The organism is Corallibacter vietnamensis, from assembly GCF_039537875.1.
GTDB lineage: Bacteria > Bacteroidota > Bacteroidia > Flavobacteriales > Flavobacteriaceae > Corallibacter > Corallibacter vietnamensis.
Window position 1 is genome coordinate 206306 of sequence record NZ_BAABBI010000001.1, and the last position, 12155, is coordinate 218460.

The following is a 12155-nucleotide window of genomic DNA, read 5'->3' on the forward strand; positions in this document are numbered from 1 at the left end:
ACATTGCAATCAAGAATAGTATCTTTGCTTTTTAAAATTATATTGTATGAGTAAATCTATTTCTGGTTTTTCAAAACTGTCTAAATCCAAAAAAATTGATTGGATTGTAGATACCTATTTTTCTAATAATAAAAACGCGAAACATATACTTAAACAATATTGGAATTCTGACGATAAACTTCAACAGCTTCATGACGAGTTTATAGAGAACACCATTACCAATTATTATTTACCACTAGGTGTTGCTCCTAATTTTTTAATCAATAACAAACTATACACAATACCAATGGCTATTGAGGAAAGCTCTGTTGTTGCTGCAGCTAGCAAGGCTGCAAAATTCTGGATGGATCGCGGTGGTTTTAAGGCTGAAGTTTTATCAACTACCAAAATAGGACAAGTACATTTTATGTTTCAAGGTAGTTTTGAGTCACTTAAAAACTTCTTTTCTACAATAAAACCTAAACTTATTGAAGACGCGAAGCCTATCACTAAAAACATGGAAAAACGTGGTGGCGGCATTATAGATATTGAGCTACGTGACAAATCTCACAATATTGAAGGATATTATCAGCTTCATGCCACTTTTGAAACCCTTGACGCTATGGGTGCCAATTTTATAAATTCATGTTTAGAGCAGTTTGCTAAAACATTTAAAGAAGAAGCCCTTGTGTTTAAAGATTTTTCTGAATCTGAAAAACAAATAGACGTTGTTATGAGCATACTCTCTAACTATGTTCCTGAATGTCTCGTTCGTGCTGAAGTAAGTTGCCCTGTTACTGATTTGACAGAAAATGATAATATGGACGCCGATGAATTTGCTAGAAAATTTGTTCAGGCTGTTAATATTGCCGAAGCAGAACCTTATAGAGCTGTAACGCATAATAAAGGAATTATGAATGGTATTGATGCTGTTGTTTTGGCTACAGGAAATGATTTTAGGGCTGTTGAAGCTGGTGTTCATGCATACGCCTCAAAAAAAGGTAAATACTCTAGCTTAACGCATGCTTCTATAAATGATGGTGTTTTTAAATTTTGGATTGAAATTCCTCTAGCACTAGGAACCGTTGGTGGTTTAACCAGTTTACACCCTTTAGTAAAATTAGCATTAGAATTATTACATAAACCTACAGCTAAAGAACTTATGCAAATAGTTGCCGTTGCTGGTTTAGCTCAAAATTTTGCTGCTTTACGTTCGTTAACAACCACTGGCATTCAAGAAGGTCACATGAAAATGCATTTAATGAATATTCTAAATCAATTTGAAGCCACTAATAAAGAGAAAGAACTTCTGGTTAATCATTTTAAAACTCACACCGTAACACATAGCGCTGTGGTTGAAGCCATAGAAAAAATAAGAGCTTAATGAATACTTTTAGTCACGGTAAATTATTGATTACAGGAGAATATGTTGTTCTTGATGGTGCTTTAGCATTATCAATACCTACCAAGTTTGGACAATCACTTTCTGCAAAGAGCAATAACGAATCTAGACTAAACTGGGAAAATTTTGATGAAAATAGCAATATCTGGTATGACACAAGTATTGATATAAACACCCTAAAAACTATTAATAAAGGTGACCTTGACAACCCTATAACTCAAAAATTAATACAAATACTAAAAGCTACAAAAAACCTTAATCCTGATTTTTTAACTACCGGATTTGATGTAAAAAACAAATTAACATTCCCAAGAAACTGGGGATTAGGAACATCATCTACATTAATAAACAATATTGCCAATTGGGCTAAAGTTGATGCTTATGAGCTTTTAGAACTAACTTTTGGAGGAAGCGGCTATGATATTGCCTGTGCTCAAAACAGCACTGCAATAACCTATAAATTATTAAAGAACCAAGACACAAAAAGACACGTTAAACAAATCAATTTTAACCCTGCATATAAAGACTGTTTGTATTTTGTTTACCTCAACAAAAAACAAAATAGCCGTGAAGGTATTGCTCATTACAAAGCTAACGCTGTAAACATTCCAAACGCTGTTTTAGCGATTAGCAAACTTACTTCAGAGATTATAAACAGCAACACATTAAGTGATTTTGAATCTCTTATTTCACAACACGAAACTATTATTTCAAAGGTAACCCAACAAGTTCCTATTAAGGAAAAGTTGTTTTCTGATTTTAACGGACAAATAAAAAGTCTTGGTGCTTGGGGCGGCGATTTTATTTTAGTTACTTCAAAAAAGAATCCTGCTTCTTATTTTAGTTCAAAAGGTTTTAATACTATTATTCCGTATCAAGACATGCTAATGTAATTCATAAAAAAAGCCTCACAAAATGCGAGGCTAATTTCTTTGGTTAGTTAAGTTAACTTTATTGAACTGTAGCAGCTCTATTATCTTCTATTTCTGCAGCATCTTTAAGTGCGTTATATAACTTACTATTTACTGTAGCAGCTTTAGTATTTGACACTTGATTTGCAAAACCTTGATAATTATCAAGTGCAGTTGCTGGAGTCTTTTTGGTTACTTGAACCATATATACACCTTTTTCTCCTTCAATAAGACCTGAAGTTTCTCCTTCTTCAAGACCAAAAGCAGCACCTACAACAACGCCTTCTTTTCCAGCTCCAGATATTGTTGGGTTTTTCATGTTAATTGCTAATGAAGATCTTACTGTTTGTCCTTCAGCTGAAGCCAAAGCATCTAATGTTGTAGCAGTAACTCTATTCTTTACTATTTCAGCTTTTTTCTGTTTTCTGATAATTGGTAATGCCGTTACTGAAGCATCTTCAGTATTCATCATACCTGCCACATTTATTTCAGTTAATTGTACAATTGCATAACCTGTTGGTGTCGTAAAACGTTTTACATCACCTATATCTGTACCTTCTTCAAAAGCCCAGCGAACAATACTTCTTTGATTTCCTAAACCAGGTATATTTTCGTCTAATACTTTCATTTTACTAACTGGACGAATTACATATCCTTTTTCTTCAGCTACTGTTGGAAATTCAGATTTTTCAACAGCTATTTCAAAACTTGATGCGTCTCTAAACACGTTATCTATTGTTGCGTCTGAAGGCTCTATTGTTCTTGCTATAGTAGCTACCTTTACAGCGCGTTGCTTGTTTTTCTGACCTTCAATTTCTATGATATGAAATCCGTAAGGCGTTTCAACAACACCTAAATCGCCTGTGTTGTTTTCAAACGTGAAGTCTCTAAATGCTGGAACCATTCTGTTATATGGAAAATAATCATAACTACCACCATTGTTTACACTTCCTTGGTCTGATGAAAATTCTGTTACAAACTCACCAAATTTTGATGTATCGTTTTTAAGTATTGCTAATAAGCTATCAGCTGTTTTTTTAGCATCAGTTTTAACTTGTGCATCTTCTGGTGCGCTAGAAGCTCCTACAAAAGGTATTAGAATATGTCTAGCTTTAACAGAATCTGGTAACTGTGTCACAGCTACCATTTTTGTTATTTTAAACTGGTTATTGTCTTTATAAGGACCATAAACTTCACCTACATTTAAGTTAAAAATGCTATCAGCAGCTACAGATGGTAAGCTTGATTTGAAAACAAAGCGGTCATCAAATTTTTGATCAGAATTAGCATTTACATATTCTTTGTAGTTTGTTACTTTTTGAAAACCAATGATAGTGTCATTTGTTTTTGCAACCTCATTGTAAACAACACGATCTTTTAACAGCTCTGCTAATTCATTTTTGATTGCATTTTCATCTTCAACAGATGCTACTTCTTTAAACTCTACATAACGAATACTTCTTGAAGCTTGAACTTCGTATTGTTTTTTGTGAGCGTTTATGTAATTGTTTATTTCAGATTTTGATACAGTTACGGTACTATCAGGAATAGATGCGTAAGGTATTTGTACAAACTTTATATCTACTTTGTCTCCTTCTAGTTTATGCTCTAATTCTCCTTCTGCCAATGTTCCTGTCATTCCTGACTTTACCATATTAAAATAATCTTGTTGCATCGCGTTTAATGCCAAACTATTTTCATAGTCTTTCCATTGTTGGTACGCTTGAGCAGAAGTCGCTTTTAAGTTAGCAATGTATTCTGATAATTTTGCTTCATCAAAAATACCATCTTCATTTAAAAAGTTAGGGTTGTTTGAAAGCGCCCCTTTAAGCAGCTCTTTTACCTGATCTTTCTCAATAGATATTTCAAGATGGTCAAATTGTGTTTGCATTACAGCTTGTCTAACTTCTTGGTCCCAAACACGATTCATGATTTGGTTGCTAGTTGCTGAAGGTGTTTGTTGTTGAGCAATTTCAACTTTTTGCATAAAGTCTTCTCTGGTAATATCTTTACCATTGATTGTTGCTACAATGTTTTGAGATTTTGATGTAAGCGCACTTCCATTTCTAAATAAATCGGCTAATACGAATGAAAATAAAGCTAATGCAATGATTAGGATTAAGAAAAGTGAGCGTTGTCTAATTTTATTTAAAACTGCCATCTGTCATTTAAATTTTTTACAATATAGTGCGCGAAAATACCATTTTCTATTTAATAATAAAAGTAGATAGTCGCATTAATTAGTTTAATTATTAGGAAATTAATCTTCTTGTAGGATTTTTAGTTTTACTAAGTCTATTTTTGTGTTAGACACTTCAATAATAGTGTATTGATATCCGTCAGCTACAATAACTTCATTTTGTTCAGGAATACCTTCGGTTTGATCGACTATTAAGCCTCCTAAAGTTTCATAATTTTCATTTTCAGGTAGGTTTAATTTATAGGTTTCATTTAGGTAGTCTACTTCTAGTCTTGCTGACAGCAAATAGGTTTCATCATCTATTTTTTCTTCATGAAGTACTACTGTATCATGCTCATCTTCAATTTCACCAAAGAGTTCCTCCATGATATCTTCAACGGTCATTATTCCTGAAGTACCACCATACTCATCAAGAACAACTGCTATACTTTTACGCTTTTTGGTTAAAATATTTAAAACATCTTTTATAAGCATTGTTTCAGGAACAAACTCAACCGGCATGACTACAGATTTTATTGTTTTAGGTTTTTTAAACAACTCAAATGAGTGCACATAACCTAAAATATCATCTATATTTTCTTTATAAACCAATATTTTTGAACAACCTGTTTCTGTAAACAAAGCATTAAGTGCTTTTGTAGTTTCTTTAATCTCAACAGCTATAATTTCTGTTCTTGGCACCATTACTTCACGTGCTTTTACTTCAGAAAACTCTAGCGCATTTTGAAATATTTGTATTTCACTATCAATATCATCATGCTCTTCAACAGACTCCATTTGCTCACTTATGTAGTTACCTAATTCTACTTTGGTAAATGCTAATTGAATTTGATCTCCTTCGGTTTTAAAAAACTTTTTTAATACAAAGTCTGAAATCCAGATTACAAAATCTGAAATAAAGGTAAACAGCATATAAAACATATATGCTGGAATAGCTAAAAGCTTAAGCAAAGTGTTTGCATAAATTTGAAAAAACACTTTAGGTAAAAACTCGGCTGTAATAAGTATTACTAATGTTGATATAATAGTTTGAGAAAGCAGGCTTAAGTCTACCAAAAGGTAATTTACCATGTCATAATCTGAAGGCAACATTGATAAAAACCAAGCTACCAAAAGTTCACCCATAAACAAGCCATAAATTACTAATGCTATGTTGTTACCAATAAGCATGGTTGCAATAAATTTTGATGGTCTTGCCGTTAGTTTTGATAAAACTTTTGCTAAAATACCGCTCTGTTTTTTCTCTATCTCAATGTGTATTTTGTTTGATGAGACATAGGCAATTTCCATACCCGAGAAAAAGGCTGATAGCAATAAGGATAAAATTATGATAAGCAGCTCTAAACTCATTTATCTTTGCTAATCTTTATTATCAAATCTTTTATTGAATTTTCTTCTGAAGAAAAACATAAATATAGCTGTAGCTGCAAGAAGAATAGATGTGTAAGCAATTGTTTCGGTTTGCATATACTTGCTTACTGCATCATAAATAAATACAACACCAAAAATTAAATAGGCGTATTGGAAAAACTTAAATAGTTTCATTAAAAAAATCTAAAAAATTAATTAGGTAAAGATAAATAAAAAAAAGAGGAGATTCTTTTTTATTTTATTTTGAAAGAATTTAGCAAGAATAAAAATCTAGATTTATTATTCTTTTACTGTCATTACAGAGTTATTCATCTCAATAAGGCTTACTTGAGAAAAATCTTTATCGGTATCAAAAACGTTTCCTTTAGCTAAATCGCCTTTAGATTTGAAAGTAACTGGTTTGTTAGTAAAAAGCCACTCGTTTGCTTCATCAAAATATAGTTGCTCTGCAAAAAGCGTATCTTTTTCATGAGAAGCAAGCACTACGTTTCCTTGTAAATCTATGAGACCTGTTTTCTCATATACTATAGCATAATCGGCTATGATTGTACTTTTTTTGTTTTGCTTATCAAATAGGTTTAAGTGCACACCATTAGGAAACTCTCTAAATGCGAAAGACCTATTTGTGAAATCTATCATTTTAGGACTAATAAGATTGGCTGTTACACGTCCTGAATCGGTATATTTTAAATCTATTTGTTCAGCTTCTCCAATAGGCTCATTTTCAGAAATGCCTATTTTTTTTACTTCATTGTAATTGTTGTTACATGAAAAAAACATAGCCACAGTAATAACTGTGACTATGTTTGATATATTATGTAAAAACGTTTTTCTCATTATATTTTTGGTACAGAAACGCTTCTGCTTATCCAGCATCCAATGCTAATAGTTTGACCTTGCTTACCAGCTTGGAAAATCTCTGTTTTAGTTGGAGCTTTTGCTCTATAGCTAGCAGCCGTTTGAGCTGCAATTTTCTTTAAAGTAGGATCTACACGTCCTGCTTTTTCAGCTTCGCTAGCAGCTAACCAGAAAACAGCACGCTTGTTAAAGTTAGAATCTCCACAGTTATTTGCACTAGCATTATACATTGCTGCTATTCTTAAGTGAGGCCTTCCGTTTGATGGGTTTAATTTTAATGCTTGAGAATAGAAATTTCTTGCACTACCATAACTTCCTCTTCCTTTTAGTTTATCACCAATTTTTTCATTAAGTCTAGCTTTTTTGATGTTATCAGTTTCTAAACTAATTGCTTGCTCGTAAAACTTAATTGCTTCAGAAGATTTACCTTCTTTATCCTTTAAGATACCTAAATAGTAAGCTGAATTAGCCGATGGACTTAACTCATGGTAAGCATTTACCAACTTAAAGAATAACGGATCGTCTGTACATTCTTTAGAAGACATTTTACCAGCTGCACGTTGTAACCATTCTGCGTTTCCTTTGTTTTGCTCAAATCCTTTTTGGTAAAGAGGAATTAAAGTCTCGCAATTTGCACGCTCACCTAATTTTTGATCGATACCTCCTAAAATTTGATCGTAAGCTTTTAAATAACTTTCATAGTATTTTTTGTAGCTATTATCTTTTTTAGTCAATGCTGTTCCTGCATCTTCTTTTTCAATAAGCTTGTTTAATTTTTCAGAATAGTTACCTACTTCAGATTCTACTTTTTCTACAACATCATCATATTTATTAAATAAATCTTCTGCTGGTTTTTTACCTGAATCATATAAATCTACCATTAAAGAAAAGTACGTATATAATGATTTAGGATTTGTAAATGTCTCTGAATCTAATTTATAAGCTGCATCAAAACAAGCGTATAACTCTTCAGTAGATTTATTTAACAACTCTCTGTTATCATACTGTAACTGGCAAGCTTTTGCAGCATATTCGCCTTTGGGAGTTTTACTTGCAAAATGAATAGCTCTTTCTTCCCAAAGTTTTACTAAATCATTTATAAAAGCTGTTTTTTCAGCTCCAGAAGATTTATCAATCTTACATTCTAAAATATCCTCACCATATTTATATATACCTAAATGAAATTTTGGGTTTCTTTGCCTAAGCTCCATAAAGTGCTTATAACCTTCGTCACATTTATCTGCTTTAGCCGCTTCAGTCATTAAAGACAATGAATTTATATCTTGCTCATTTTGAGCATGTGATAAATTAAAGCCTAAAAATAGCATTAAAGCTACTAATGTAATTCTCGTTTTCATAATATTAAATTTTTCGCGTTTAATCATATTTTTGTTTTTGAAACCATCTATCGTTCAACGACAAACTTAAGTTGAAGTTAACAAAATTCTCTTGTATTAAGTTACTATTTGTTGTTCCTCTGTTACCAATTTCTACACCAAAATTAGCATTTGAAAAAGCTCTCAAACTTCCAACTGGTATTCCTACTCCAAAAGATATGCCAAACTCTTTTATAGACTGATTGTTTATATTTAAACCTGTCTTTTCAAAACGTACTCCAGCTCTGTAAACCACACGACTTAAGTAACTAAAGGAATTGTAATTAGGTATAAAAAAACCTCCTAAAGAAAAGGTTGTAGCATCTTCAAATTTCGTATTTGTTGATGCATATAATGCGTTTGAAAAGTCACTTGTTTTTTGCGCTGTGTATTCGGCACCTACAAACCATTTTCTAGGCTGTCCAACGCCTGCTCCTAAAGACCAAGTAGACGGAAGTGTCAACTCTGTTTCTTTCAATCCGCGAGCTTCTAAATTTGCGTTTAATGTATTCACAATTAATTCTCTTCCTGATGCATCAATAACAATTGTATTGAAATATCTTTCGTTTCTAGAGTTAAGATTACTCTTTGGCGAGTATGTTAACGATGACATTAACTCTAACTTATCAGTAATCATTTTTTTGTAAGATAAACCTAAATTAAATGATAAACCACTTAAATCTGATATGTTATTTTCTCGAGATTGATATTGTGTAAGAGCTCCGTCATTATTATATAAAAACTCTATAGTGCTATTTTTTATTTTACCAAAGTTATACCTTGCATCAACACCTACACTAAAATTATCGTTTATTTTATATCCTGCAGATAAATATGTTCTATTAACGCCGCCTTCACCTCTAAATCTATCACTTAAAGCTCCAGCTGCATTTAGTGTTTCTAACTTGTATCCTACAGAAGTGTAAGGAATAAGTCCAACACCAATACCTAATTTACCCATAGGTATAGATAACGCTATGTAATCAAATGTTGATGACGATACTTTATCAGAACTCGTGTTACTTTTTAATGTTGTTCTTGAGTGAGAGCCTCCAACAGAGAACTTTACAGGCCTTCCTTCGTTATTATATAGAGCTAAATTATCACCTCCGTATGATGCTGGGTTTTTTAAGTTTACGTGAATACTATCCATATAAACTCCTATTCCTCCCATACTTTGATTCTCAACAGTTCCTTTAAATTTTAAACTACCTATTCCGTAGAAAGAATATGGTGAAGCAGAACCTTCTTGAGCGTAACTTTGAATTGCAAATACAGCAATAAAAACTAATACAAGTTTTTTTATCATTCGTTTAAGTTAAATTGTAAAATATAATTCAATCCTAATAAAAGGAAATTAGAGTTGGCAAATATGCTACTTTTTAATTGTTTAGACAAAAAATTGGCGTCTCCTCCTGTTAAAATAATTGTTAAATGTGGAAATTTTAACTTGTATTGACTGATAACACCATCAATTTCAGCTAAAACACCATTAACAACTCCAGAATGAATTGCATTATTTGTTGAATCTCCAATTATGTTTTCGGGTTGTTCTGTTTCTAATAACGGTAAGTTGGCCGTTAAATTATTCAACGTTTTATATCGCAACCTAATACCAGGAGAAATGGCTCCACCTAAATATTCATTTTTTTGAGTAATAAAATCGTAGGTTATACAAGTACCTGCATCTATAATAAGCACATCATTATTAGGATATTCTTTTACAGAGGCACACACTAAAGCTATGCGATCTACACCTAATGTTTTAGGTGTTTTGTACAAATTATCAAAAGGCAATTTGGTTTTTGAATCTAAAATTAATGTTGGCAAAGCATTTTTAACTAAATCAAATTGCTTTGAATTAAGAAATCCAACCGATGAAATAATAGATTTATTAATTTTTTTATGCGATTTTAAGATTGAATTAAATTTTTTTTCAAAATCTTTAATCTCGCACGATATTTTACTTACCATTTCATCATCCTGAAAAACAGCTAGTTTCACAAAAGTATTCCCTACATCTATGATTAAATTCATAATTTTAATTTGAGCGATAAATTTACAAAACGATTTTTTATAAATTTTCTTTGGCGGATAATAAAAATGAATATATATTTGCATCCGCAATTAAGCGACTGGTGCCTTAGCTCAGTTGGTAGAGCAAAGGACTGAAAATCCTTGTGTCCCTGGTTCGATTCCTGGAGGCACCACCAGAAAAACCTCATAAACTCAATGTTTATGGGGTTTTTTGTTTTTAGGGTGCAAAATAGGGTTCAAATAAAAAACCGCTACAAGTTAATGTAACGGTTTTATAATGTGTATTTTAAAACAAATCTTATGACGCCGTACCAGAGCCTAAATACACACTATTCGATACTTGACCACTATCCGCAGTTATAAACGCCATGAAAAGCTCTACTGTGTCTCCTGCATAGGTATTTGGTATAGTGACTACTTGGGACCCTGTTGTTCTATCTGCTCCATCAACTATATACATAGATTCTTTTTTTGATGGATTGTAAACTAACACCATCGCCTTATCAGTAGCGTTTGCATTTCCTTCCGCAGAGTTGTCATCCCAAGTGAAGGTCACTTGTCCTGCTGTTGTCAGATCTGTTGAAGGGTTTAAAGCTCCAGATAGCGAACCTCTGCTTAAAAGAGCTAATGAATAGTCTACTGTGAAGTTGGGAGCAGCTCCTGTAATCGCATTATTCAACACATAAGACATAGCAGCATTAAACTCTGTTTTTTGTACCGCATACGCCTTATATCCCTTTTGAATAAAGCCTAAATTTGGCTGCAAATACTCTAAAGTAACCGTAAATTTGTTTCTTTGGTTAACCTGTCCTTCAGTACGTGGATTAGCCACATTTGAAGGTTTAATTCTTAAATAGTCAATACCTTTCCATGATGCACCGACTACGTTTCCTACTTTACCTGATACTCCGCCCAGGATTCCTTGTGAAATAACACCCATAACAATTATAAATTTAAATTAATATTCATTCGAAGTTGGTACGGACATGGTATAGATTTGAGCTTATCAATTATACGCAAAAACCATCAGATATATATACTTTCAAGTATGGCAGAACCTTGTTTGACTTCTTTTGTACTCTTTTGCACATATCACCATACTCCTATTAATTTTTTAAAAAAAAAGAAAAACAATAAAAAAAGAAAGCAATAGTCCTTTGTGGCGAGGATAGGACTGTCAAGGTTTTTGAAAAAAATACTACCCTCTTTCTTTAATAATATTTGGTGGAGATTTTTTTCAAAACCCATAGGGCTTGACCTTGATAGGCTTGTGCGGTGGATAAAGGGAGCCACATATCTTTGCAAGCTTTTTTTATTAATTCTTAAAACAAAATCATTATGGAAAATCCTTTTGAAATTATTTATGAAAAATTAGAACGTATTGAAACTATGTTAGGAAACACCTTTGAGAGCATTGGCAAAGATGAGATCAAAATAACATCTAAAATAATGACTATCAAACAGGTTTCAGAATATTTGGGTTTATCAAAATCCCATATTTACAAGTTAACCAGCACCCATAACATCCCACACTCTAAACGTGGCAAACGTTTATACTTTGACAAAGAAAAAATCAATGAATGGGTATTAGAAAATGAAATATGGACACAAAAAGACATCGAGGAACAAGCAGCTAATTATTTAATCAAAAACAAAAAACGCTTTTAGGGGCATTAACACTTAAAAAAATAGGTTTTAGTTCTATATCGAGCATTGGATGCAGCATTGGTATTGGTAGCGTTTTAATAAGTTGTTTGGTAAAACAGCATTTAAACACGCTACTTATACCGGACTTTTAGACAATAGCTTTTTGATTTTTGAGGTACGAGAAAAAGCAATATGCTATGTCTTATCACTACGTCCATAAACCTATTTTTTTATAACCGCTAACTTGGGTGGCGGGGAAAAGCGGAATAGCTATCTTAATTTGCAATTCGCGAATCGCAAATTACAGACGATAATCAGCAGTAGGCATGTAGGCTATTTTACATAATGGCGTTATAACTACAGCTTTGGTGATG

11 protein-coding genes and 1 tRNA gene are annotated in these 12155 nt (G+C 32.5%); 4 read left to right on the forward strand and 8 right to left on the reverse strand.

The window, feature by feature from the left end; translation table 11 throughout:
• The first annotated feature begins 46 nt into the window (after positions 1-46).
• Both ABD690_RS01010 and ABD690_RS01015 read left to right on the forward strand, forming a co-directional pair.
• Positions 47-1363, forward strand: a complete 1317-nt coding sequence (locus ABD690_RS01010; protein WP_344726139.1) for a hydroxymethylglutaryl-CoA reductase, degradative — start codon at positions 47-49, stop codon at positions 1361-1363.
• Complete coding sequence (locus ABD690_RS01015) at positions 1363-2274, forward strand: GYDIA family GHMP kinase (RefSeq protein ID WP_344726141.1); 912 nt, start codon at positions 1363-1365, stop codon at positions 2272-2274. The genes ABD690_RS01010 and ABD690_RS01015 overlap by 1 nt, the downstream gene beginning before the upstream one ends.
• Positions 2275-2332: 58 nt before the next feature.
• Here the strand turns inward: ABD690_RS01015 and ABD690_RS01020 are convergent, their stop codons facing one another.
• From ABD690_RS01020 to ABD690_RS01050, 7 genes are all read right to left on the reverse strand, one after another.
• The gene (locus ABD690_RS01020; RefSeq protein WP_344726143.1) at positions 2333-4453 is read right to left on the reverse strand and encodes a peptidylprolyl isomerase; all 2121 of its coding nucleotides are present in this window, start codon (positions 4451-4453) and stop codon (positions 2333-2335) included.
• Positions 4454-4552: 99 nt separating this feature from the next.
• Positions 4553-5842 (reverse strand): hemolysin family protein, encoded by a 1290-nt coding sequence (locus ABD690_RS01025; RefSeq protein ID WP_344726146.1) that lies wholly within the window; start codon positions 5840-5842, stop codon positions 4553-4555.
• Between the two features lie 9 nt (positions 5843-5851).
• Entirely contained in the window at positions 5852-6037 is a 186-nt protein-coding gene (locus ABD690_RS01030; protein ID WP_344726148.1) for a hypothetical protein, read from the reverse strand.
• Between the two features lie 105 nt (positions 6038-6142).
• Positions 6143-6700 (reverse strand): LPS export ABC transporter periplasmic protein LptC, encoded by a 558-nt coding sequence (lptC, locus tag ABD690_RS01035; RefSeq protein WP_344726150.1) that lies wholly within the window; start codon positions 6698-6700, stop codon positions 6143-6145.
• On the reverse strand, positions 6700-8079 hold the full coding sequence (locus ABD690_RS01040) for a tetratricopeptide repeat protein (RefSeq protein ID WP_344726152.1): 1380 nt from the start codon (positions 8077-8079) through the stop codon (positions 6700-6702). Before ABD690_RS01040 ends, lptC begins: the two co-directional genes overlap by 1 nt.
• Before the next feature lie 19 nt (positions 8080-8098).
• Positions 8099-9406 carry a BamG family beta-barrel-assembly machinery protein gene (gene bamG / locus ABD690_RS01045; protein ID WP_344726154.1) on the reverse strand — a complete coding sequence of 436 codons (1308 nt, stop codon included), beginning with the start codon at positions 9404-9406 and terminating at the stop codon, positions 8099-8101.
• Positions 9403-10134 carry a type III pantothenate kinase gene (locus ABD690_RS01050; RefSeq protein ID WP_344726156.1) on the reverse strand — a complete coding sequence of 244 codons (732 nt, stop codon included), beginning with the start codon at positions 10132-10134 and terminating at the stop codon, positions 9403-9405. The genes bamG and ABD690_RS01050 overlap by 4 nt, the downstream gene beginning before the upstream one ends.
• A gap of 100 nt (positions 10135-10234) precedes the next feature.
• Here ABD690_RS01050 and ABD690_RS01055 point away from each other — a divergent pair.
• Positions 10235-10310, forward strand: a tRNA-Phe gene (locus ABD690_RS01055).
• A gap of 122 nt (positions 10311-10432) precedes the next feature.
• Here ABD690_RS01055 and ABD690_RS01060 read toward each other — a convergent pair.
• The gene (locus ABD690_RS01060; RefSeq protein WP_344726158.1) at positions 10433-11074 is read right to left on the reverse strand and encodes a DUF6266 family protein; all 642 of its coding nucleotides are present in this window, start codon (positions 11072-11074) and stop codon (positions 10433-10435) included.
• 398 nt (positions 11075-11472) lie between these two features.
• Between ABD690_RS01060 and ABD690_RS01065 the strand changes: the two genes are divergently transcribed.
• Positions 11473-11802 carry a helix-turn-helix domain-containing protein gene (locus tag ABD690_RS01065; protein WP_344726160.1) on the forward strand — a complete coding sequence of 110 codons (330 nt, stop codon included), beginning with the start codon at positions 11473-11475 and terminating at the stop codon, positions 11800-11802.
• The last annotated feature ends 353 nt before the right edge of the window (positions 11803-12155 follow it).

Bases quoted from the DNA above. Each gene is read 5' to 3' on its own strand.
- lptC (WP_344726150.1), bottom strand. From the start codon at position 6,700: ATGAGAAAAACGTTTTTACATAATATATCAAACATAGTCACAGTTATT.
- ABD690_RS01020 (WP_344726143.1), bottom strand. From the start codon at position 4,453: ATGGCAGTTTTAAATAAAATTAGACAACGCTCACTTTTCTTAATCCTA.
- bamG (WP_344726154.1), bottom strand. From the start codon at position 9,406: ATGATAAAAAAACTTGTATTAGTTTTTATTGCTGTATTTGCAATTCAA.
- ABD690_RS01015 (WP_344726141.1), top strand. From the start codon at position 1,363: ATGAATACTTTTAGTCACGGTAAATTATTGATTACAGGAGAATATGTT.
- ABD690_RS01065 (WP_344726160.1), top strand. From the start codon at position 11,473: ATGGAAAATCCTTTTGAAATTATTTATGAAAAATTAGAACGTATTGAA.
- ABD690_RS01050 (WP_344726156.1), bottom strand. From the start codon at position 10,134: ATGAATTTAATCATAGATGTAGGGAATACTTTTGTGAAACTAGCTGTT.
- ABD690_RS01040 (WP_344726152.1), bottom strand. From the start codon at position 8,079: ATGAAAACGAGAATTACATTAGTAGCTTTAATGCTATTTTTAGGCTTT.
- ABD690_RS01030 (WP_344726148.1), bottom strand. From the start codon at position 6,037: ATGAAACTATTTAAGTTTTTCCAATACGCCTATTTAATTTTTGGTGTT.
- ABD690_RS01025 (WP_344726146.1), bottom strand. From the start codon at position 5,842: ATGAGTTTAGAGCTGCTTATCATAATTTTATCCTTATTGCTATCAGCC.
- ABD690_RS01010 (WP_344726139.1), top strand. From the start codon at position 47: ATGAGTAAATCTATTTCTGGTTTTTCAAAACTGTCTAAATCCAAAAAA.
- ABD690_RS01060 (WP_344726158.1), bottom strand. From the start codon at position 11,074: ATGGGTGTTATTTCACAAGGAATCCTGGGCGGAGTATCAGGTAAAGTA.